The organism is Sphingomonas sp. R-74633, from assembly GCF_013416555.1.
Taxonomy (GTDB): domain Bacteria; phylum Pseudomonadota; class Alphaproteobacteria; order Sphingomonadales; family Sphingomonadaceae; genus Sphingomonas.
On sequence record NZ_JACCFG010000004.1, the window covers coordinates 498,171 to 520,917 of the forward strand.

17 protein-coding genes are annotated in these 22,747 nt (G+C 65.0%); 3 read left to right on the plus strand and 14 right to left on the minus strand.

Annotated features, from left to right (window positions below):
- Positions 1 to 3: 3 nt before the first annotated feature.
- Together cyoB and cyoA are read right to left on the minus strand one after the other, a co-directional pair.
- Complete coding sequence (cyoB, locus tag HZY97_RS15705; RefSeq protein WP_180145701.1) at positions 4 to 2,004, minus strand: cytochrome o ubiquinol oxidase subunit I; 2,001 nt, start codon at positions 2,002 to 2,004, stop codon at positions 4 to 6.
- 14 nt (positions 2,005 to 2,018) lie between these two features.
- On the minus strand, positions 2,019 to 3,158 hold the full coding sequence (cyoA, locus tag HZY97_RS15710) for a ubiquinol oxidase subunit II (RefSeq protein ID WP_257215100.1): 1,140 nt from the start codon (positions 3,156 to 3,158) through the stop codon (positions 2,019 to 2,021).
- 202 nt (positions 3,159 to 3,360) lie between these two features.
- Between cyoA and HZY97_RS15715 the strand changes: the two genes are divergently transcribed.
- The gene (locus HZY97_RS15715) at positions 3,361 to 4,689 is read left to right on the plus strand and encodes an MFS transporter (protein ID WP_180145707.1); all 1,329 of its coding nucleotides are present in this window, start codon (positions 3,361 to 3,363) and stop codon (positions 4,687 to 4,689) included.
- A gap of 166 nt (positions 4,690 to 4,855) precedes the next feature.
- Here the strand turns inward: HZY97_RS15715 and HZY97_RS15720 are convergent, their stop codons facing one another.
- The 5 genes from HZY97_RS15720 to HZY97_RS15740 all read right to left on the minus strand — a co-directional run bounded on the left by HZY97_RS15720 (position 4,856) and on the right by HZY97_RS15740 (position 9,890).
- On the minus strand, positions 4,856 to 5,557 hold the full coding sequence (locus tag HZY97_RS15720) for a toll/interleukin-1 receptor domain-containing protein (RefSeq protein ID WP_180145710.1): 702 nt from the start codon (positions 5,555 to 5,557) through the stop codon (positions 4,856 to 4,858).
- Between the two features lie 87 nt (positions 5,558 to 5,644).
- Complete coding sequence (locus tag HZY97_RS15725; protein ID WP_180145712.1) at positions 5,645 to 6,676, minus strand: family 43 glycosylhydrolase; 1,032 nt, start codon at positions 6,674 to 6,676, stop codon at positions 5,645 to 5,647.
- 81 nt (positions 6,677 to 6,757) lie between these two features.
- Positions 6,758 to 7,390, minus strand: coding sequence for a 2-dehydro-3-deoxy-6-phosphogalactonate aldolase (locus HZY97_RS15730; protein WP_180145715.1), 633 nt, complete (start codon positions 7,388 to 7,390; stop codon positions 6,758 to 6,760).
- On the minus strand, positions 7,387 to 8,256 hold the full coding sequence (locus HZY97_RS15735) for a 2-dehydro-3-deoxygalactonokinase (protein ID WP_180145995.1): 870 nt from the start codon (positions 8,254 to 8,256) through the stop codon (positions 7,387 to 7,389). The genes HZY97_RS15730 and HZY97_RS15735 overlap by 4 nt, the downstream gene beginning before the upstream one ends.
- Positions 8,247 to 9,890, minus strand: a complete 1,644-nt coding sequence (locus HZY97_RS15740) for a sodium/sugar symporter (RefSeq protein ID WP_373684398.1) — start codon at positions 9,888 to 9,890, stop codon at positions 8,247 to 8,249. Before HZY97_RS15740 ends, HZY97_RS15735 begins: the two co-directional genes overlap by 10 nt.
- A 153-nt stretch (positions 9,891 to 10,043) precedes the next feature.
- Here HZY97_RS15740 and HZY97_RS15745 point away from each other — a divergent pair, with 153 nt between their 5' ends.
- Positions 10,044 to 10,781: a FadR/GntR family transcriptional regulator gene (locus tag HZY97_RS15745; RefSeq protein ID WP_180145718.1), complete on the plus strand. Its 738-nt coding sequence runs from the start codon at positions 10,044 to 10,046 to the stop codon at positions 10,779 to 10,781.
- Between the two features lie 13 nt (positions 10,782 to 10,794).
- Here the strand turns inward: HZY97_RS15745 and HZY97_RS15750 are convergent, their stop codons facing one another.
- The 5 genes from HZY97_RS15750 to HZY97_RS15770 are packed head-to-tail and all read right to left on the minus strand — an operon-like array spanning position 10,795 to position 16,694.
- Positions 10,795 to 11,721, minus strand: coding sequence for a family 43 glycosylhydrolase (locus tag HZY97_RS15750; protein ID WP_180145720.1), 927 nt, complete (start codon positions 11,719 to 11,721; stop codon positions 10,795 to 10,797).
- Positions 11,721 to 12,857, minus strand: coding sequence for a cellulase family glycosylhydrolase (locus HZY97_RS15755; protein ID WP_180145723.1), 1,137 nt, complete (start codon positions 12,855 to 12,857; stop codon positions 11,721 to 11,723). The genes HZY97_RS15750 and HZY97_RS15755 overlap by 1 nt, the downstream gene beginning before the upstream one ends.
- A gap of 14 nt (positions 12,858 to 12,871) precedes the next feature.
- Positions 12,872 to 14,026 carry an aldose epimerase family protein gene (locus tag HZY97_RS15760; RefSeq protein WP_180145725.1) on the minus strand — a complete coding sequence of 385 codons (1,155 nt, stop codon included), beginning with the start codon at positions 14,024 to 14,026 and terminating at the stop codon, positions 12,872 to 12,874.
- Positions 14,027 to 14,037: 11 nt separating this feature from the next.
- A complete protein-coding gene (locus HZY97_RS15765) occupies positions 14,038 to 14,892 on the minus strand; it encodes an SMP-30/gluconolactonase/LRE family protein (RefSeq protein WP_180145727.1) in 855 nt (284 codons plus the stop codon).
- Positions 14,892 to 16,694, minus strand: coding sequence for an IlvD/Edd family dehydratase (locus HZY97_RS15770; protein ID WP_180145730.1), 1,803 nt, complete (start codon positions 16,692 to 16,694; stop codon positions 14,892 to 14,894). The genes HZY97_RS15765 and HZY97_RS15770 overlap by 1 nt, the downstream gene beginning before the upstream one ends.
- Before the next feature lie 115 nt (positions 16,695 to 16,809).
- Here HZY97_RS15770 and HZY97_RS15775 point away from each other — a divergent pair, with 115 nt between their 5' ends.
- Positions 16,810 to 17,730 carry a Gfo/Idh/MocA family protein gene (locus HZY97_RS15775; protein WP_180145733.1) on the plus strand — a complete coding sequence of 307 codons (921 nt, stop codon included), beginning with the start codon at positions 16,810 to 16,812 and terminating at the stop codon, positions 17,728 to 17,730.
- 76 nt (positions 17,731 to 17,806) lie between these two features.
- On the opposite strand, the gene HZY97_RS15780 is transcribed toward HZY97_RS15775, so the two are convergent.
- Positions 17,807 to 19,687: a family 43 glycosylhydrolase gene (locus tag HZY97_RS15780; RefSeq protein WP_180145736.1), complete on the minus strand. Its 1,881-nt coding sequence runs from the start codon at positions 19,685 to 19,687 to the stop codon at positions 17,807 to 17,809.
- An 88-nt stretch (positions 19,688 to 19,775) separates the two neighbouring features.
- Positions 19,776 to 22,580: a TonB-dependent receptor gene (locus HZY97_RS15785; protein WP_180145739.1), complete on the minus strand. Its 2,805-nt coding sequence runs from the start codon at positions 22,578 to 22,580 to the stop codon at positions 19,776 to 19,778.
- Positions 22,581 to 22,747 lie beyond the last annotated feature (167 nt).

A 22,747-nucleotide genomic window follows, 5' to 3' on the forward strand; every position in this document is an offset into this window, starting at 1 on the left:
CGATCAGGCTCCGGCGAGCTGGCGCGTGCGCGCAGCCTCGGTCTCGGCGACGGTTTCGGCGGGAATGTCGAAATCGCGCTTGTAGTTGAAGGTGTGGAAGATCGCGGCACCGATCAGCCCGACGAAGCTCAGCCCGACCAGCCACCAGATGTGCCAGATCAGCGCGAAGCCCATCAGCGTGCTGATGCCCGCCAGGATGACGCCGGCCCCGGTGTTGCTCGGCATGTGGATGTCCTTGAAGCCCCCCAGCGGACGCTCGGCCCCGCGCGACTTCATGTCATACCATGCGTCGAGGTCGTGGATCACCGGCGTGAAGGCAAAGTTATACTCCGGCGGCGGCGACGAGGTCGCCCATTCCAGCGTACGGCCACCCCACGGATCGCCCGTCGTGTCCTTCAGTTCCTCGCGCTTCCAGATGCTCACCGCGAACTGGACCAGCATCGCACCGATGCCCGCCGCGATCAGCGCCGCGCCGATGCCGGCGATGATGAAGAAGATCTGCAGGCTGGGATCATCGAACACGCGCATGCGCCGCGTCACGCCCATCAGGCCCATGACGTAGAGCGGCGCGAAGGCCAGCCAGAAGCCGGGGACCCAGCACCAGAAGCTCACCTTGCCCCAGAACACGTCGAGCTTGAAGCCGAACGCCTTGGGCCACCAGTAATTGATCGCCGCGAACACGCCGAACACCACGCCGCCGATGATCACGTTATGGAAGTGCGCGATCAGGAACAGCGAGTTGTGCAGCACGAAGTCGGCAGGCGGGATGGCGAGCATCACGCCGGTCATGCCGCCGATCACGAAGGTCAGCATGAAGGCGATCGTCCACATCATCGGCAGCTCGAAGCGGATGCGGCCGCGATACATCGTGAACAGCCAGTTGAAGATCTTCGCGCCCGTCGGGATCGAGATCACCATCGTCGTGATGCCGAAAAAGCTGTTGACGCTCGCGCCCGAGCCCATGGTGAAGAAGTGGTGCAGCCAGACGAGGTACGACAGGATCGTGATGACGATCGTGGCGTAGACCATCGACGAATAGCCGAACAGCTTCTTGCCGGTGAAGGTCGAGGTGACTTCGGAATAGACGCCGAACAGCGGCAGGATCAGGATGTAGACCTCGGGGTGGCCCCAGATCCAGATCAGGTTCACGTACATCATGGCGCTGCCGCCAAAGTCGTTCGTGAAGAAGTTGGTGCCGACGTACCGATCCAGGCCGAGCAGCGCGAGCACCGCGGTCAGCACCGGGAAGGACGCGACGATCAGCACGTTGGTGCACAGCGACGTCCAGGTGAACACCGGCATCTTCATCAGGCCCATGCCCGGGGCACGCAGCTTGAGGATCGTCACGATCAGGTTGATGCCGGAAAGTGTCGTGCCGACACCCGCCACCTGCAGCGCCCAGATATAATAATCGACGCCGACACCGGGACTATAGGCCAGTCCCGAGAGCGGCGGATAGGCCAGCCAGCCGGTCTGCGCGAACTCGCCGACGAACAGCGACGCCATCACCAGCACCGCGCCGCCGGTGGTCATCCAGAAGCTGAAGTTGTTGAGGAACGGGAACGACACGTCGCGCGCGCCGATCTGCAGCGGCACGACATAGTTCATCAGGCCCGTGACGAACGGCATCGCCACGAAGAAGATCATGATCACGCCGTGCGCGGTGAACACCTGGTCGAAATGGTGCGCGTTCAGGTATCCCTCGGACCCGTTGAACGCCATCGCCTGCTGGCCGCGCATCATGATCGCGTCGGCAAAGCCGCGCAGGAACATCACCAGGCCGAGGATCATGTACATGATCCCGATCTTCTTGTGATCGACGGTGGTGAACCACTCCTTCCAGAGATAGCCCCAGAGCTTGAAATAGGTCAGCGCGGCGAGCAGCGCGACGCCGCCCAGGGCGACGCCCACGAAGGTCGCGACGACGATCGGCTCATGGAGCGGCAGCGCGTCGAGCGACAGCTTGCCCAGGATCGGGCTGACGGGTGCGGGTTGCGGGATCATGGCTGCTTTCGCGATCAGGAAAGGGGACGCGGCCGGGTTTCGGACGCAACGCTGGGAGCGGTCGGGGTCGGCTTGGCCGAGGGCATGGTCAGGCCGGCGCCGGTGAGCGGCGCGAGCTTGCCCGGCTTGGGCTGCATCCGCGCCATCAGCGGCTTGTCCTCGTCGCAGATCTCGCCGACAAAGCTCTTGCCGTCGTGGCTGTGCGTGCCGCGCGCGCCCGTCTTGTCATAGGCAAGCTGGCGGACATTGTAGAGCCCGGCCTTGCCCATGCCGCCCTGCGCATCGAGCGCCATCATCTGGTGCATGCACATCTTGCCCGGCTCGACGCACATATTGGTCACGCGGTCGAACAGCCCGGTCTCGACGCTGGCATAATGCCGCACCGGCTCGCCCTCGCTCGGGCGCTCGAGCTTGAGATATTCGGCGCGGTCGAGCGTGGCGCCGGCCTTCTTGGCCTCGGCAACCCAGGCATCGAAGCCGGCCTGATCGACGGCATGCGCCTTGAAGCGCATCTTCGAGAAGCCATGGCCGCTATAGTTGGCCGAGAAGCCCTGGAACACGCCGGTCTTGTCGAACGCGGCGTTGAGCGGAGTCTCCATCGCCGGCATCGCATAGATCTGGCCGGCGAGCGCCGGGATGTAGAAGCTGTTCATCACCGACGAGGCCGAGATCCGGAAGCGGATCGGGCGGCCCACCGGGGCGGCCATCTCGTTGACCGTGGCGATGCCCTGCTCGGGATAAATGAACAGCCACTTCCAATCGAGCGCGACGACCTGCACCTCGAGCGGCTTGACGTTCGCCGCCACCGGCTGGTTCGGGCCGGTGCGCGAGAGCGGGCGATACGGGTCGAGCAGATGCGTGCTCGTCCAGGTGATCGCGCCCAGGCAGATGATGATCAGCAGCGGCGCGGCCCAGATCACCAGCTCCAGGCTGGTCGAGTGATCCCAGTCCGGCTCGTACGTCGCCTCGGTGTTCGTGGCGCGGTAGCGCCAGGCGAACAGCACGATCAGCGCCATCACGGGGATGATGATCAGCAGCATCAGCAGCACCGATGCGATCACCAGATCGCCCTGCTGGCGGGCGACATCGCCGGCCGGATCGAGCACGATCATGTTGCAACCGCAAAGAGCCGCGAATGCCGGCAAGGCCAGCATTGCACGGAGACGCGCGGAGAGGAGTTTGGGTCTAGGCATGGCGGGCGCCTAGGCCTCCCATGTTGCAGCGCACATAGGACATTTTGTCCAATCCCCGCATTGTCTGCTATGACGCAAGAGCGCCGCGCCGGGAACTACCCGGCCCTCCATGGCATTAGGTAACGCGCTCGCGCGGCGCGTTGTTGCAGAAAGTTCCAATTCGATGAGCGGCGATACCGTCCCCACCCTTGAAGCCGAACGGGATGCACGCGTCCTCAATGCCGCGCATGGCCACGGAATCCATCCCGGCGAAATCGCGATCGGTGTGATCATCGGCCGCACCTCCGAGTTCTTCGACTTCTTCGTATACGCGATTGCGTCGGTCCTCGTCTTCCCCAAGCTGTTCTTCCCCTTTCTCGATCCGCTGCAGGGCACGCTCGCTTCGTTCGCGATCTTCGCGCTCGCCTTCATCGCCCGCCCGTTCGGCACGCTGATCTTCACTGCCGTCGACCGCGCCTATGGCCGCGGCGCCAAGCTGACGATCGCGCTGTTCCTGCTCGGCGGCTCGACTGCGGCAATCGCCTTCCTCCCCGGCTATGCCGATGCGGGGACCGCCGCGGTGCTGCTGCTCTGCCTGTTCCGCATGGGCCAGGGCGTCGCGCTCGGCGGCTCGTGGGACGGGCTCGCCTCGCTGCTCGCGCTCAACGCGCCCGCCAACAAGCGCGGCTGGTATGCGATGATCCCGCAGCTCGGCGCGCCGCTCGGCCTGATCGTGGCAAGCCTGCTCTTCGCCTTCTTCGTCACCGAGCTGCCGGCCGAGGATTTCCTCGCCTGGGGCTGGCGCTATCCCTTCTTCGTCGCCTTCGCGATCAACGTGGTGGCGCTGTTCGCCCGCCTGCGCATCGTGGTGACCCCCGAATATGCCCGCCTGTTCGAAGACCGCGAGCTCCAGCCCGCGCCGATCGCCGAGACGCTGGCGGCCGACTGGCGGATCGTGCTGATGGGCGCGCTCGCCCCGCTCGCCAGCTTCGCCATGTTCCACATGGTCACCGTGTTCCCGCTCTCCTGGGTGTTCCTCTACACCAGCAATAGCCCTACCGGCTTCCTGGTGATCGAGGCGGGCGCCGCCATGGTCGGCACCGTCGCGATCATCGTCTCGGGCCTGCTTGCGGACCGGGTCGGCCGCCGTACCCTGCTCGCCGCGACCGCCTTGGCGATTGCGACGTTCAGCGGCTTCGCCCCACAGCTGCTCGCCGGCGGCGAAGCCGGCGAGATCGCGTTCATGCTGATCGGCTTCACGCTGCTCGGCCTCTCCTTCGGCCAGTCCTCGGGCGCGCTCTCGGCCAATTTCTCCAAGCCGCACCGCTATACTGGCTCGTCGCTGACCTCGGACCTCGCCTGGCTGTTCGGCGCCGCCTTCGCGCCGCTGATCGCGCTGTGGCTGGGCAGCAGCTTCGGCCTGCTCGCCGCGGGCGCCTATCTGCTCTCGGGCTCGGCGATCACCCTGCTCGCGCTCTGGCTGAACCGCGAGCTGGCGAAGAATATCGACTGATCCGGAAGGGTCGGACGGAAACGAAAAGAGCCGGCGCCCTGGGGGCTACCGGCTCTTTTTGTATCTAGATCCTCCCCCGAAAGGAGGAGGACCGCCGGCGAAACCGGTGGTGGAGGGTATTCCCGCGACAGGAACGGGCGGGGTAACCGGTTCGATCTGCCGTCCGTTAGAAAGATGGCCATACATCTTGGGCATCTTTCAGGCGGTCGGCGGTTCGAGAATCGCCTGAAAGGAGACGGTTGATCTCTTCGGCGATTTGGTCGGCGGTTCGGCGGAGGCGAGGCAGCGCCTGATGCTTTCCGATGAACCCAGTGGGATCTTCCCCATATTTGAACGAGACGATTTTCACGCCTCTGCCAAGAGCGAAGCCAATTTCTTGTTGGGTCCAGAAAGAGGCCGAGAACCCTTTCGTATGCACTGCAACCATGGCGTCCATGGTGTAGAGCGCTCGCTCAATCTCGTCTTGCCACGCGAGCGTCGGGTGAATGTCTTCGTGCGCGACGAAACCCGCGATCTCAAAGGGGGCAAGTGCCTCCTTCAAGCGGGTGGCTATCGCCTTATCTACGCTGATGTGAGAGATAAAGAGCCGGAATGCCTTCGTGTTTTTCCAGTTCGCCGGGGGTTCATTGGGGCGCACAACCGCACCGTTACTGACAAGCTCCAGTTCTGCGGCGATCCTCAGGATTTCGGCTTCTGATCTGTGCTTCAGCACATCGACAGCGTAAATCCGCTTGCTGCCGCCGTGTTCGTAGTCGGCGGTGCTAATTCCAACTGCAGCGAAGAAAGCATCTAATTCGGCGAAAGTGTAGCGGCTCTGAAGCTCGCTTCCAATTTGCTGCAGCAGATTTAGCCGCTCTGTAGCCTTCACGGTTCTCCCCCTTTATTTTCGACTAACAGGGGTGAGGCGTCGGGAGCAAGAGCGCTGCCCCCTTCCCCCTCCGGCGAGGATCGAAAACTACTTCGTCCCCGAAGGCACCGCCTGCGGCGCCCCTTCGGGCACCGGCAGCCCGAAATCGGGGCGCCCGTCCGCGGTCCAGCCGAACTTCTGGATGTGCGGTGCCCGCTTCGCGGTGCACTTCATCCCGGCCGCCGCATTGGCGTGGTAGATGATCCAGTTCTCCTTGCCGTCGGGCGACAGGAAGAACCCGTTATGGCCGGTTGCGTACACACCGTTCCCCTTGTGGAGCACAGGCGTCGGCGACTTGCTCCACGCCTTGGGGTCGAGCGGGTTGGCGCCCGGTGCGGCGCGCAGCAGGCCGAGCGCATAGTCATCCGACCAGCACGGGCTGGCCGAATAGGTCAGGAACAGGTCACCCTTGGGCCCGGGCAGGAACTCGGGTCCTTCAAGGATCTGGCGACCGTCCAGCCGCTCCCAGGGCTGGTCGGGCATGGCGATCACCTGCTCCTTGCCCTTGAGCGTCCAGGGATTCTTCATCTCGGCGATCGCCAGGCCGGAGTCGGGGCCGAGATAGGGCGAGTAGACGAAATAGTTCTTCCCGCGCCACGCGAAGGTGGTGCCGTCGATCCCGGCATGTGCGGTGTTGATCCGGCCGCGGTCGATCCAGGTCCCGCTCAGCGGATCGGACGCTTTGTTCTCCAACACGAACACTGCCCGGTGCGCGTCGTCGCTGAAGCCGCTTGCGGTGGCGGTGTAGTAGAGGAACCAGCTCTTGCCGATACGGTGCAGCTCGGGCGCCCAGATCAGGTGCGCGTTGAGGCCCTCCTTGGGCGGGGTCCACACCAGCTTCTTCTCGGCACGCGCTAGGTCCGCGATGTTGCGCGTCCGGTAGAGCGTGATCCCGTCGCGCTGCGTATGCATGTAGTAATAAGTGCCGTCGACCTGGGTGATCCATGGGTCGGGCCCAGAGGGCAGCAGCGGGTTGGTGTAAACTTTCGCGTCCGAAGCGTCCTGTGCCGCTACGTTCGCGGTGCCCAGGCACAGCACCGCACCAATGAGCGCCCCGGTCCAGAGCTCGCGCCTGATCATGCCATCTCTCCCAATTTTGTGAGATGACTTATCATATAATATGGCGGCGGAAACAAGCCTCCCGGCGCCAACTTCGCCAGCTTAGGCGTTCGGAAGCGCCGCGACGAAGGCACGGGCATTGGCCCCCACCAGGGCGGCGCTCATCCCCACCTTGTACAGCGCCGAACCGAGCCCGAAGCCATTGGCCCCCGCGGCAAGCCACGGGTCCATATTGTCGGGGGCGATACCGCCCACCGGCAGCACCTTGGCGTCCTTGGGCAGCACTGCCCGCATCGCCTTGAGAATACCGGGATTCGCCGCCTCGGCCGGGAACAGCTTGAGCGCCGTCGCCCCGGTGTCGAGCGCGGCAAAGGCCTCGCTCATCGTCGCGATGCCGGGCAGCGAGACCAGCCCCGCAGCGGCGCTGGCGGCGATGACCTTCATATTGGCGTTAGGCGAGATGATCATCGTGCCCCCGGCGCCCTGCACCGCAGCCACCTGCGCCTCGGTGAGCACGGTCCCTGCGCCGATCTGGGCTCGGCCCGCGAAGCGCTTGGCGAGGCGGGCAACGCTCTCCAACGGATCGGGCGAGTTCATCGGCACTTCGATCAGGGTAAAGCCAGCAGAAACAAGCTCTTCGCCGATCGCCTCGACCTCATCGGGCTTCACCCCGCGCAGGATCGCGACCAGCGGGCAGCGGGCAAAATCTTGGTCAAAACTGGCGATATGGCTCACGATACACTCCCGATTGCGATGATCCCGGCCACGAAGGCCGCATGGCTGTCGACCAGCACGGCGCGGCGGCCATGCGCCTCGATCGCCGCGACATAGAGACCGCCGAGCATGCGGTCGGCGAGGATGTGGACCTCGTCATGTCCCACCCGCTCGAGCCGCGCCGCAACGTCGCTGCCGATCAGCAGCCCGCTGGCATAGCTCGCCGCGTCGACATCGCTCCGCTCACCGAGCAGCTTGGCGGCGCGGATGCCGAACAGCGAGGCGGCGAGGTCGCGCTTGCGCCCCTCCTCCACCCCGTCAAGGAATGCCTGGCCGATCGTTACTTCGTCGCTAAGCTGCGAGGAAAGCAGCCCATATTTGCGCAGCAGCGCGAACAGCTCGCCGGTCATCGCCGTAGTGAAGCCGGCGATCCGGCCGCCTTCCATCAGCGCCCATTTGCAGTGCGTGCCCGGCTGGGCAAGCAGCGCGTCGTGCGGAACCAGCCCCGCTGCGACGGCGCCGAGAAGCTGGACTTCCTCGCCCCGCATCACGTCCGCCGGCCCGGTCACCGAGACGCCGGGGACGATGGCGGTATTGTCGTCGATCCGCAGCAGATTGGCGGCGAGATCCTCGACCCCGGCCGGGGCCGAAACATAGGGCGCCACCCGCCAGCCGATGTTCGAGCCGACCATGCCGGCCATCAGCATCGGCAGGTCGCCGAAGCGGGAGCGAATGCCCGCCGCCTCGGCTTCGAAGTCGGTGACCGAAGTCACGCCGCGATCGTCCCGCTCGGTGCGGACGACCTGGCCGCCCTCGATCAAGAAGACGCGCCGGTTGGTCGTCCCCCAATCGATGGCGAGAAAGGTACCCGAGAAGCTCACCACCAGGTCGCGTACAGCGCGATGAGGATGAGGATCACGCCGATGCCGGCCACGTTGAACACGTTGGGCGTCTTGAAGCTGACGCCCTCCATGGTCACGCGATTGGCGTCGCCGCGGCCCTTGAACACGATCGAGACGATCATCGCGAGCGCCAGGCTGACCAGGAACACAAACAGCATGCGGTTCATGAAGGGGAACAGCCAGGTGTTGAGCGCCTCGGGGATGTAGGTCGCGGGATGCTCGATGCTGATGACGGACTTCAGCACCAGCGACAGCACCACCGACGTCACCGCTGCGACAATCGCACCGTTCTCCGTCGCCGGCTTCCAGAACAGGCCGAGCAGGAAGATCACCGTGATGCCGGGCGTGAAGAAGCCCGAGAACTCCTGGATGAACTGGAACGCCTGGTCCGACTGGCCGATCAGCGGCTTGGCGGCGATGATCGCGATCACGACTGCAATAGCGGCGACGACGCGGCCGACGAGCACGAGGTGCTTTTCCTGGCCGGTCTTGCCGGTGCCATTCTCGCCACGCGTGTTGATGCCGCGCGCCTTGGCGTAGAGGTCGAGCGTGAAGATCGTGCCGATCGAATTGATCTTCGACGCGGTCGACGCGATGATCGCGGCGACGAGCGCGGCGAAGACGAGGCCGAGCAGGCCGGGCGGCAGCAGCTTGAGCATCGTCGGATAGGCTTCGTCACCCACCGCGAGGTTCGGCGCGAGCATCACCGCGGCGATGCCCGGCAGCACGATGATCACCGGCATGAGGAGCTTGAGATAGGCAGCGAGCGTGATGCCCTTCTGCGCCTCGCCAAGGTTCTTCGCAGCCAGTGCGCGCTGGATGATATACTGGTTGAAGCCCCAATAGCTCAGGTTCGCGATCCACATGCCGCCGATCAGCACGGCGATGCCCGGCAGGTCCTTGTAGAAAGGATTGTCGGGCGAGAGGATCATGTCGAACTTCTCGGGATGGGCGGTCGCCAGCGTGTGGAAGCCGGCGAAGATGCCCTGCCCGCCGCCGATCTGGTCGAGCGTCAGGTACGAGACGATCAGGCCGCCCATCACCAGCAGCGTCACCTGGACGATGTCGGTGAGCGCCACGGCCTTCAGGCCACCATAGAGCTGGTAGAGCAAAGCGAAGCCGCCGAGTCCGATCAGCGCCGCGGTCTGGTCGACGCCCGCGACCTTGTGGACGGCGATCGAGCCGAGCCAGATGATCGAGGTGAGATTCACGAACACGTAGAGCGCGAGCCAGAACACCGCCATCAGCACAGGCAGGATCTTGCCGTACCGCTGCTCGAGGAACTGCGGCATGGTGTAAATCTGGTTCTTGAGGAAGATCGGCAGGAAATATTTGCCGACGATCAGCAGCGTGAGCGCCGCCATCCACTCATAGGAGGCGATTGCCAGGCCGATCTTGTAGCCCGAACCGGCCATACCGACGATTTGTTCTGCAGAAATATTTGCAGCGATCAGCGACGCGCCGATTGCCCACCAGGGCAGCGACTTGGACGCGAGGAAATAGTCGGACGTATCCTTGGCGTGACCGGCCTTCTCGCGGCTAACCCATTGGGCTAGGCCGAAAATACCGATTGCGTAGATAATGACCACGATCAGGTCGATTTGCGACAGACTTGTCACGCGCTATCCCTCCCTAAGGCGCCGCGCGCTATAGGGCGGCTGAATGGTTCATTTATCGTATTAATTGGTCTTGTCTAGCGTTCAGTTTGGGATACAGCTAGCGAGAGAGGGCAAGCGACGATCGTCGCCTCGATAGAAAAGGAAAACCCGCGCGTGGCAACGTCTCTTTCCAGGTCGCAAGACGAGCTGCGGCCGCAGCTCGGGCGCAACCTGACCTATGGACTGCTCGACCGTCTCGGCCGGGCAATCGTTACCGGCCAGTACGAGACCCAGCCCTTCCCCACCGAGGCTGAGCTGACCAAACAGCACGGCGTGAGCCGTTCGGTGACGCGCGAAGCGGTGAAGATGCTCACGGCCAAGGGCCTGTTGAGCGCTCGCCCGCGCCAGGGCACCGTGGTCGAGCCGACTTCGTCCTGGAACCTGTTTGACACCGACGTGCTGCGCTGGCTGCTCGAGCGGCAATTCTCGGTCGACCTGCTCAAGCAGTTCAACCAGTTGCGCGTCGCGATCGAGCCTGAGGCCGCCGCACTCGCCGCGCGATTCGCCGACGAGGACGACATGACGGTGATCGCCGAGGGCCTGGCCCGCATGGTCGCTGCCGAGAAGGGGCTGGACGACACGCTGGAGGCCGACATCGCCTTCCACGTCTCGATCCTGCGCGCTTCGGGCAACCCCTTCTACGCGCAGTTCCGCGACGTGGTGGGCACCGCGCTGCGCACATCGATCCGCTTCACCAACCGCGTGAAGGGCCGCACCGCCAATGTCGGCGATCACGGCCGCGTGCTCGATGCGATCAAGGCCCGCGACCCCGATGCAGCCCGCATCGCGATGCGCGCCCTGATCTCCGATGTGCTCGAACTGATCGACACCTACGAACCTTCCGCCAGCTGAGCCGGACTGCCGATCAATCCATCTTGATCGGCAGTATCGACCCGTCCTTGCCGAAGGTCATCGAAGTGATCGCGACCCGGCGCGAGCCGGTATAGGGGCCGTCATGCGGCTGCCCTTCCCAGCGGTGATAGGCAATGTACCAGCGCCCGTCCTTGGGATCGCGCAGGAACGCGTGATGCCCCGGGCCCTTATACTTGGCATCGCTCACCAGGATCGGCCCGCGATACTTCCACGGGCCAGTCGGCGACGACGCGGTCGCATAGTGGACCGAATAAGTCGTGTCGCGGAAATTGCCTGACGAGTAGGACAGGTAATAGACGCCCTTGCGCTCGAACATGAACGAGCCTTCGGTGAAGTGCGCGGGCGTCTTCACCTTCACTTCACGGTCAATGCTGACCATGTCGGGCTTGAGCTGCCAGACGCGCAGCGTCGCACCCGCGCTGCCGCCGGCATAGAGATAGGCCTTGCCGCTTCTGGGATCGACGAACACCGCCGGGTCGATCGCCTCGAAGCCGTGGCCGCCATCATTTACGAGCGGCTTGCCGCTGTCCTTGCACGGCCCCGCCGGACCTTCGCAGGTCGCCACGCCGATGCGGCTCGGCGTCGGGTTCTGGGGGCCGACCGAATAATAGAAATAGTAGCGGCTGCCGACGCGTACCATGTCCGGGGCCCACAGGCGATGCTCGGGCGCCTTGTCGTCGTTGATCCACGGGATCATCGTATGGTCGAGGAGGACGGGCCCCTTCTCCCACTTCTGCATGTCGAGCGAATGCCACGCGACCAGCGTCTTCCCGCCGAAGGTCGGGTAGAGCCAGTACTGACCTTCCGCGACTTCGAAATCGGGATCGGCGCCATCGAAGAACGACGGCGCGTCCTGGGCGTGCGCCGGCAGCGCGGCGAGGACGAGCCCCGCCAGCGCTGCCGAAACGATGTGCCGCATCACTTGGCTGCCGGCGCCGCGGGCACAACGCCCTTGGGCGAAGTGGCGAGGCGCTTGATCAGGTCGGTCTCGGCCTGGCGATAGGGCGTGCCGTCGCCGCGGAACACTTCGTGGAACCAGATCGTCGGCTCATCCGAAGTATAGGGCTTCTTCCAGCTGTCCCAGGGCAGGCGCGTCTGCGTCTTCCCGTCGACAAAGCCCCAGTTCATCATGCCGATGTTCAGCCGCTTCGCGATCGGCAGCGAACCGTCGAAGGTCGAGCCGTTACCGCGTGCCATATACTCGGTGCAGATCACCGGGCGGCCGAAGCTGAGCATCTGGTGCGCACGCTTCTCGAAGGTCTCGGGCCAGCTGTAATCGTGGAAGGTCAGCACGTCCGACTGGGTGAGCTGCGTCTTCTCGACCGCGTCGCGCTTGCTCATGTTGTTCCAGTCCTCCCCGATCCAAACGCCGGAGGTCAGCGGCTGGCTCGGGTCCACCGAGCGCGCCCAGGCGAACACCTGCGGCAGCAGCTTGGCGACCATTTCCTTCTTGTTCGGCGTCGGCTTGTAGTTGCCGCCGCCGCCATTGTTCGGCTCGTTCCACAGATCCCAACCGAGTACGCGCGGGTCGTTGGCGAAGGCGCCGACGACGCCCTTCACATAGCCTTCGAGCTTGCCATACTGGCTCTCGTCCTTGAGGCGGGCGGCGCCCGGCGCCTGGACCCAGCCCGAATTATGAACACCGGGGATCGGCGGATGCTGCGGCCCTGCGACCGGGTTGGGATCCCAGCAGCTGTCGAACAGGACGAACAGCGGCTTGATGTGATGCTTGGCGGCGATCGTGAGGAACACGTCCATCCGCTTCTTCAGCCCCTCGGGATCATTCTCCCAGAGCAGATTGTGCAGGAACACGCGCATCGTGTTCATCCCGATCGACTCGGCATAGCCCAGTTCCTTGTCGATCGTGGCGGGATCGAAGGTCTCGGGCTGCCACATTTCGAGCTGGTTGATCGCATTAGCCGGCGTGAAGTTGGCGCCGACCAGCCAGGGCTGTTTGGCATACCAGGCGTTCGCCTGGGCGGGAGTCCACTGGTCGCGCGCCATTGCCGGCGTCGCGACGAGCAGAGCGGCGAGGAATAGGAAGATCCGGTTCATCTTCGTGTCCCTTCTTAGCGCTTGCCGGCCTGACCGGTGGTCAGGCGATAGGTCATGACGTTGCGATAGGTCTGGCCCGGCGCGAGGCGCGCATCGGGGAAGCCCTTCTGGTTCGGTGCATCCGGGAAGATCTGCGGCTCCATCACGATGGCGTCGCCCTCGCGGTAGACCTTCTTCGACTTGCCGTAAGAGGTGCCGTCGAGGAAATTGCCCGAATAGAATTGCAGGCCCGGCTGGTTCGACCACAGCTCGAAGCCGCGGCCAGAGACCGGATCATAGACCTTCGCCATCATGTGCTGGGTCTTGGTGACTTCGCGGCCGATCACCCAATTATGGTCATAGCCGCGCGCCCAGACGATCTGCTGGTCCTTGGCTTCGCGCACGCGCAGGCCGACGGCCATCGGCTTGCGGAAATCGAACACGGTACCGGCCACGGGCTTGAACTCGCCGGTGGGGATCGCGCCGTCGTCGGTCGGCAGATAGGTCTGCGCCGGGATCGTCACGACATGGCCCATCGCGCCATTCGACGAGCCTTCGCCCGACAGGTTCCAATAGGCGTGGTTGGTCAGGTTCGCGATCGTCAGCTTGTCGGTGGTCGCAGTGTATTCGATCGTCAGATTGTTCTGCTCGTCGAGCGAATAGGTCGCGTCGACGGTCATCGTGCCGGGATAGCCCTGGTCGCCGTCCGGGCTGACATAGCGCAGCGTCACCGATGCGGTCGGGCCGTTCTTCACCGAGACCACCTCCCACAGCACCTTGTCGAAGCCGGTGGTGCCGCCGTGGAGCGCGTTCTTCCCGTTGTTGACCGGGGTCTGGTAGGTCTGCCCGTCGAGCTTGAAGCGGCCCGCCGCCAGGCGGTTGCCGAAACGGCCGACGATCGGGCCGAAATACTGCGGCTTGGCGATATACTGCTCGATATTGTCATAGCCGAGCGCCACGTCCGCCTTGCGGCCATTGCGGTCGGGCATGATCACCGACTGGATCGTCGCCCCCCAGGCGATGATGTTCGCCGAAACGCCCTTGGCGTTGGACAGCGTCACCGAAGCGACCGCGCGGCCATCCGCCAGCCGGCCGAAGGTGCCGCGCTTGGCGGTCGCCGCTTCGGCGTTCGAGGCGAGCGCGCAGGCGAGTGCCGCTCCCAGAAGCAGTGCGCTTTTGTTCAGGGTCATCGCTTTCCTCCTCAACCGCGATAGAGCTGAGTCGCCAGGCCGCGGCAGCCCGGATCGACTTCAAACAATGCGCCTGCATGGGGCTCGTCCACCCCGTCGCAGGCCGATGTGACGAACATGCGGTCCAGATCGGGGCCGGCAAAGGTGCAACTGGTGATCTGGCTCGCCGGCAGCGTGATGCTACGCTCGCGCTGGCCCTCAGGCGAGAAGCGCGTGACGCAGCCCGCGCCCCAGCAGCCGACCCACAGGCAGCCTTCGGCGTCGAAGGTCATGCCGTCCGGATTGCCCCATTCGGGCTGGAATTCGATGAACGGGGTCCGCGGGCCGAGCGATCCGTCGTCGTGGATGTCGAAGCGGAAGATCGTCGCCAGCGAGGTGTCCGTGTGCAGCAGGCAGCTGCCGTCCGCGGCGATCGCCGGGCCGTTGGCGATCGCATAGGGGCGATCGACGCGGGTGGCGGCGCCGTTGGTGTCGAGCCGGTAGAAGCTGCCGGTCGGGTCGGTGCAATTGATCGACATGGTACCGGCCCAGATGCGCCCCTGCGCATCGGCCTTGGCGTCGTTGATCCGGTTCTCAACGCGGTCCGTCTCGGGCGAGGCGATCGTCCGCGTGGTGCCGGTCTCAGGATCGAAGCGGACGAAGCGGCGGCCAAGGCCGAGGACAAAGCCGCCCGCATCCCGCTCGATCGCCCAGCCGAGATAGTCGTCGAATACCCAGCCAGCGATTGCGCCGCTGTCGAGTGACAGCCGGTTGAGGCGGTGCGAGAGGATATCGGTCCAGTAGAGCGCATTGTCGCGCGCCGACCAGAGCGGCCCCTCGCCGAGCACATCGCGCCGGTCGCGCTCAACGATCCGGACGAGAGACATCAGTGGCTGTCCCGCGGCACGCCGTATTTCTGCGCGATGCGCTGGTACTTCACGGCATTCTCGAACACCGCGCCGCCGTCGAACTGACCGACCAGGTCGCGGTGGATCTCCTGCCAGGGGGTCTGGCTCTCGGGAACATACTCGATGTCGAGCGCGGCGCGGCGACGCGCCAGTTCCTCGTCGCCGACCAGCATGTCCGCGGTGCGGTTGTTGAGATCGATGCGGATGCGGTCGCCGGTCTGGACGAGCGCGAGCCCGCCGCCAACCGCTGCTTCGGGTGCCGCGTTGAGGATCGAAGGCGAGCCGCTGGTGCCCGACTGGCGGCCGTCGCCGAGGCACGGCAGCGCATGCACGCCCGCCTGGATCAGCGCCACCGGCGGACGCATATTCACGACTTCAGCACCGCCCGGATAGCCGACCGGCCCAGCGCCGCGCATGATCAGGATCGAGTGATCGTCGGCGCCCAGCGCAGGATCGTCGATGCGGCGATGATAATCCTCGGGCCCGTCGAACACGATCGCAGTGCCTTCGAACATGCCGGGATGCTCGGGATCGGAGAGATAGCGCCCGCGGAACTCTTCGGAGAGCACGCTGAGCTTCATCACCGCATTGTCGAACAGATTGCCCGAGAGCACGGTCAGGCCCGCGGCCGCCTTGAGCGGCGCGTCGAGCGGGAAGATCACATCGGCGTCCTGCGCGGTGGCGGTGCCGATATTCGCCTCGACCGTCTTGCCGTTGACCGTCAGCGCGCTGCCGTCGATCAGCCCGGCACGGAGCAACTGCCCCATCACCGCCGGCACGCCGCCGGCGCGGTAGAAATCCTCGCCCAGATATTTGCCCGCAGGCTGGAGGTTGACCAGCAGCGGGATGTCGGCGCCATGCGCCTCCCAGTCGGTGAGGCTCAGTTCGACGCCGATATGGCGGGCAATGGCGTTCAGGTGGATCGGGGCGTTGGTCGAGCCGCCGATCGCGGAGTTAACGCGGATCGCGTTGAGGAACGCCTGGCGGGTCAGCACGTCCGAGGGCTTGCGATCGGCATGCACCATTTCGACGATCTGCACGCCGGTATGATAGGCGCATTCGGCGCGGTCGCGGTACGGCGCGGGGATCGCGGCCGAACCCGGCAGCGACATGCCGAGCGCCTCGCACAGCGAGTTCATCGTCGTCGCGGTGCCCATGGTGTTGCACCAGCCGGTCGACGGCGCCGAGCTGGCGACCAGCTCGATGAAGCCCTTGTAATCGATCTCGCCCGCGGCGAGCATCTCGCGCGCCTTCCACACGATCGTGCCCGACCCGGTGCGCTCGCCCTTGAACCAGCCGTTGAGCATCGGGCCGACCGACAGGGCGATCGCCGGAATGTTCACCGTGGCGGCAGCCATCAGGCAGGCCGGGGTCGTCTTGTCGCAACCGATGGTCAGGACAACGCCGTCCATCGGATAGCCGTAGATCGATTCGACCAGGCTGAGATATTGCAGGTTGCGGTCGAGCCCCGCGGTGGGGCGCTTGCCGGTTTCCTGGATCGGGTGCGTCGGGAATTCGAGCGCGATGCCGCCTGCGTCGCGGATACCTTCGCGCACGCGCTTGGCGAGCTCGAGATGGTGGCGATTGCACGGGGTAAGGTCGCTGCCGGTCTGCGCGATGCCGATGATCGGTCGGCCCGACTGCAACTCTTCCAGGCTGATGCCGAAATTCAGATAGCGCTCCACGTACAGCGCTGTCATGTCCGGATTCGACGGATCGTCGAACCAGGCGCGCGACCGTAGATTGGCGCGCTTGCCCTCGACTTCACCGCCCCCTGACATAGATTCCCTCTCGAACACTCCGGTCACTGAACGCGACCCTGTTAATACGTGGCGTATTGATAGTGCGGTTCGCGACGGATAGGAAGCATATATATCGTATAAAAGGGAGTTAAGGGTGCAACGCTTTCGCCTCGGCCTGGTCGGCATCGGAAAAATCGCCCGAGATCAGCATCTTCCGGCCATTGCCGGCGACCGCCGTTTCGAGCTTGCGGCGATCGCCAGCCGGCACGGGCGGGTCGATGGCGTTCCCAATTATCCGGACACTGCGGCGATGATCACCGGGACCGCGCTGGATGCTGTTTCTTTCTGCACCCCGCCTGAGGGTCGCCACGAACTGGCGCGAATCGCGATCGCCGCCGGCAAGCATGTGATGCTCGAAAAGCCGCCCGCCGCGACGCTCTCCGAGATCGAGGCGCTGGCCGCATTGGCGCGCGAGAAGAACGTCACCTTGTTCACAAGCTGGCACTCGCGCGAAGCGGCCGGCGTGTCCACCGCGCGCGCCTGGCTCGCCAATCGCGAGATCAAGGACGTCCGGATCGACTGGCGCGAGGATATTCGCCGCTGGCATCCCGGCCAGGAGTGGATTCTCGCCCCCGGCGGCTTCGGCGTGTTCGATCCGGGCATCAACGCCCTCTCGATCGCCACTGCGATCCTCCCCGCCCCGCTGTTCGTCACTGCCGCGACGATGGACGTGCCCGCGGGCCGCGCAGGACCGCTCGCCGCCGAGATGCAGCTGCGCTGCGGCAACGCCAAGGGCCGCGCCTCGTTCGACTTCCTGCAGACCGGCCCGCAGACCTGGGACATCGAAGTCGACACCGACGCCGGCACGCTGCGCCTGTCGCTAGGCGGGAGCGTGCTCCAATTGCCCGGCGAGAGCGAAGTGACCGCGGCCGACCAGGAGTATCCGCGCCTCTACGCCCGCTTCGCCGAACTGCTCGCCAGCGGCACCAGCGATGTCGACGTCAGCCCGATGCGGCTGGTCGCCGATGCCTTCCTTCTCGCCGAGCGCCGCGAAACCGAGGCGTTCAAATTCTAAAACAAAACGGGCCCCGGTCACGACCGGGGCCCAGTATCGAGCCGACGGAGAAGGCTCGGTTGGAGAGACCTGAAAATCAGCGCTCGATCTGCGGCACGCGGATCCCGTCTTCGGAGATCTCGATCGGCACCAGGCCGAAGTGACGGCGCCAGGGTGCGGTCGTGTCGTTGCCGAACATCGTGTACCAGAAATGGCCCTGGGCATCGCGGAAGGCGGTACCGTGCCCGCCATGCGGCACCGCGAGGCGGCGCTTGCTGTACGGCCCCATCAGCGACTTCGACGTGCCGTACATCATGTCATAGGTGCCGTCGGTCCGCAGCGGACCATTCCATTCGGCACCGGTGAGGAAATAGGTGCCCTTGACCTTGATCAGGCCATTGCCCTCATAGCCGACATTCTCGCCATCGGTATCGACCAGGCGCTTGACCTCACCCTCGAACCCGCTGCGCTTGGCGTTGAGCTTGCCGATCCGGCCGCCGCCCCAGAGCAGATAGAAGCCGCTCTCGTCTTCGAACGGGAAGGCGTCGATCCCTTCGACGAAATAGCTGTCGCGCGTGTTGACGTACGGCCCGATCGCCTTGCCGCTGGTCGAGCGGAACAGCCACGACTTGCCCCCTACCCCGCGCTCCATCACCGAGAAGGCGAGATAATAGGTCTTGTCGCGGGCCGACCAGTGGATCTCCGGCGCCCAGAGCTCGGCGACGTCCTTGAACGTGTAGCCCAGCCCCTTCCAGTCGAAGATCATCTTGTTCTGCGAAGTCCAGGTCTTGAGATCGGTCGAACGATAGAGGTTCACCCCGCCTTCGGGGTATTGGAAGCCGAAGCCCTTCTGTGTGCCGACCAGATAATAAGCGCCGTCGCCGCCGAGAGTGGCGGAAGGATCGCGCATCGTCTCGTCGGCGATCAGCGCCAGACGATCGGCCACGGCGCTGTTCTCGGTAAGCACCGACGCCGCCTGGCGAATGCGGCCGTCCGGCGCACGCTCAAGCGGCACCAGCCCGACCTGCTCGCAGAACATCGCGAAATCATCCTCGCAGCGCGGATTGTAGCTGGCGAGCAGCTTGCCGTCCCTGGTGCGCACGATGTTGCTCTGACCTGCATGCGGCACCGCGAGCATCCGCTTGGAGAAGGGGCCATAAGGCGACGGGCCGGTCGCCATATAGAGGTCGTCGGTGGCGGTGCGCATGCGGCCCGTCACTTCGCTGGCGGTGATCACATATTGGTCACCGTCCCTGAACATCGAGGCGCCGGCCTTGCCGACGCGCAACCGCACCGGCCAGTCCTTGCCCGCGGGCGGATCGGTCTTGAACAGCGCCGGATCGGGCTTGAGGAAGCGCGGCGCGTCGGCGAGCTTCGAGGAGTCGGCGGCGACCTTCGCGATCATGCCGCCATTCCAGAGCAGATAATTGGCGCCGTCCGCATCGATGAACGACGAGACGTCGGCCACGTCGGTCACCAGGCAGGGACTTTCAGTGAACCCGCCCTTCAGATTGGCGAGCGAGCCCCGGGCGATATGCGCGCAGCCATTGTCGTCGGCAAAGGCGAGCTGGACGAGATCGCCGCGGATCTGGATGTCCGGCGCGAGATAGCGGTGGCCGGCGCCGTGGACGACGCCGAGCGCGGTCCAGCTCTTGCCGTCATCGGCGGAGGACCAGAGCTGGATGCCGTCGCGCCGCCCGTCGCGGATCACCGTGCCGGTAACGAACCAGCGGCCATCGGCGGCCTGTGCGACCGAGGCATCGGTGATCGCATGCGCGTTGAAAAAGGACCTGACCGGCTGCGCATCGGCCGCAGGCATCACCGTCGCGTTGCGATCCTGCGACGGGTGATCGAGGAAGATGTCGTCCGCCGGCGGGCGGTTCGCCGGCGCTGCCTGCTGGGCCAGCGCCGCGGCCGGAAGGAGCGAAGTGGCGGCGAGCGCGGCGGCCAGGAAATACTTCACGATGTCGTCCCTCATCACATCAAACAAAAGGCGGCGCCGCTCGGGAAGGATCCTTCCGTCGCGACGCCGCCCGGTACCAGGTTAAGCTACGTCGTTCCGGCGATCAGAACCGGAAGCGGATGCCCGCACGATAGACGCTCTCCAGGAAGCGCGTCTGCCACGCATAGGCCTGCCCCTGTGCGTTGAACGTGCGGTAGTTGCGGTAGGCGCCGCCCAGGAAGTTGTTCACGTTGAAGCTCAGCGTGATGTTATCCGTCGGCGAAAGCGTCGCGGCGAAGTCTGCCGTACCGCGCGCATCGACCTTGATCGGCAGCGTCGGGCCCAGCGGCGCCGGGGTGCCCAGCGCCGGATCGGCGACCTGGCCGTAGCTGTCGATGAAGTCGGTGCGATAATTGTACGAGACGCGCAGCGAGACGAACTTGTTCTCGTACCAGCCCGACAGGTTCACCGTGTGCTTCGATGTGCCGGCGATGCGCTGCAGGCCCGGCAGGGTCGCGGCGAGGCTGGGTGCCAGCACCGACTTCGCGTCGAGATAGGTATAGTTCACCATCCCGCCGAAATCGTTCAGCCAGGTCGGCAGCCACGGTGCACGCAGGAAGCTGCGCACCCCGGCCTCGATGCCCTTGATCCGACCCGCGCCGCCATTTTGCGGCTGGCTCATGCGCAGGCGGCCGAACACGGGATCCGGAACGTCGGTAGTGAACGTGTTGATGAAGCCGTTCACGTCCTTGTAGAACCCGCCCAGGGTGAGCGCGCCGCTGCGGCTGAAGTAATATTCGACCGAGGCGTCATAGTTCTTCGAGGTGGTCGGCTTCAGGTCCGGATTGCCCGAGCTGGCGCTGCGGATGCAGTCCGCGCCATTCGGATCGGCGCAGGTGTTGCCGGTCGGCAGCGCCCCGATCGTGAGCGTCGGATTGAGCTGGCCAAAGCCCGGGCGCGTGCGCGTCTCGGTATAGGCGATGCGCATCTGCAGCTTCGGGTCGAGCTTGATGCGCATGCTGACGTTGGGCAGGAAATCGCTGTTGCTCGACGAAGTCGAGATCGGCGTGATCGTGGTCACCGCGGCAGCGCCGGTGCCGGTGGTGGTGCGGCGCAGACCGTCGAGCGAGACCTCTGCCTTGGTCGCACGAACGCCGATCAGGCCGTCGATCGGCACGCCGGCGATGTCGAAGGCATAACGCGCCTGGAGATAGCCGGTGTAGAGCTTCTCGTTGCTCGTATAGACCGGGGAGCCCCAGGTCGGATCACCCTTGGCGAGCGTCGTGGTGACGCCGTTGACGGTGAGCGTGGTCAGCGAACGCAGCGTATCGAGGTTGGCGACCAGGCTTTCGCGGGTCGGCGACAGCCAGGTGCGGATCGACGTGGCGTCATCGTTGCGGAAGCCGCTCGCCGCGGTCTGGATATCCAGCATCGACGCCAGCACCGCATAGGTCTGCCCCGCTGGTGCGGCGTAGGTCGACTGGGCATAGCTGTACGAATCCGCATCGCGGCTCGAGAAGCGCAGGCCAGCCTGCAGGTTCGATATGCCGAAGCTGTCGAGCTTGTAGTCGAGGTCGAGGCGACCCTGCCAGCTCGCGCCATGCCCGCGGTTGCCGCTCTGGGTCAGGCCGGTCCAGCGATAGTTCGCCGGATTGAACAGGTCATAGTTGGTCAGCGTGACGGTGCCGCCGCCCACGCCCTGCGCCGTATCGAATTCGAAGTGGCGCGCCGGCGTGGAGGTCAGCGTGTAGTTGAACGCCACGTTGCGGTTGATGAAGGTCGATTCGGTGTAGGCAGCGTCACCGGTGATCTTCAGGCGGCCGTTCTTCCAGATGAAGCCGCCGCCGGCCTGATAGGTATCGGTCGACTGGTCGTTGATCTGCTGCGCGCCGGTCGGGGCCGCGCCCGTTGCCGCTGCCGCGTCGAAGCTCGCCGCCTGGTTGGTGCCCGGGATGAGCGTGATGTTGCTCAGCGTGGCGAGATCGCCCGAGACGACCTGGAGATTATGGCCGTCGCCCTCGGCGCGATAGCCCTGGAACAGGCCGTCGAGGTAGATTTCGAGCGTCGAGCTGGGGCGCCACTGGAACGCCGCATCGACATTCGGGCGCCAGCGCGTGGCCGAGCCATAGTCGGTGTTGACGAAATTCGGGTAGCGCAGCTGGGCATAAGGCGTGCCGGTCGTGCGGTTGCGGATATCCTGCGCCACCGCGCGCGAGGAATCGATGTACCGGGTGTCGGCATAGGAGCCCTCGACCAGGAAGCCCATCTCGCCGATGCCGGTCTTCCAGCGCGTGCTGAACAGGCCATTCGCCTCGAGGCCGAGGCGCTGCGACTGATACCAGTGCACGCCGCCCATATAGCCGGTGATGCGCGTGCCCTTGAAGTCGAACGGCTTGCGCGACTTCACGTCGACCAGGCCCGCCAGGCCGGCCTCGAGCAGATCGGCGCTGGCCGACTTGTAGACGTCGATGCGCGCGATGCTGTTCGACGGGAAGTCCTGCAGCTGGACGAAGCGGCCTTCCGCGGTGAAAACTTCGCGGCCGTTATAGGTGGTGGTGAGGTCCGGCAGGCCGCGGATGCGGACGCCCTGCGCCACGCCGGCATCGCGCGTCACGGTGACGCCGGTGATGCGGGCAAGCGACTCGGAGGCGGTGACGTCGGGCAGCTTGCCGATGTCTTCCGCGACGATCGAGTCGATGATCTGGTCGGAATCCTGCTTGACCGACTGCGCCGATTCAAGGCTGCGACGGATGCCACTGACCACGATCGCGTTGGCGCCGTCCGGTGCTTCCTGCTCCTGCACGCCGACTTCGGTGGTGTCCGGCGCGTTATCCGGAGCGGTATCCTGCGCCATCGCCGCAGCCGGAATCATCGCGAGAGCCACAGCCGAGCTGGTCGCGAGCAGGAAATAACAATTGCGCTTAGTCACTTAACCTCCCCCATTCCCATTCTTTGGAACTTATCTATCGTAATTATCATACTAAATCATTCCTGACAAGATGGTCCGATCCGGATGGATCATCCGGACGTGCTTTCAGAGAGGTTGCGTTGGCTGGCCGGCGTCACCCTGAACAGGCGACATCCCCATCGCTACCA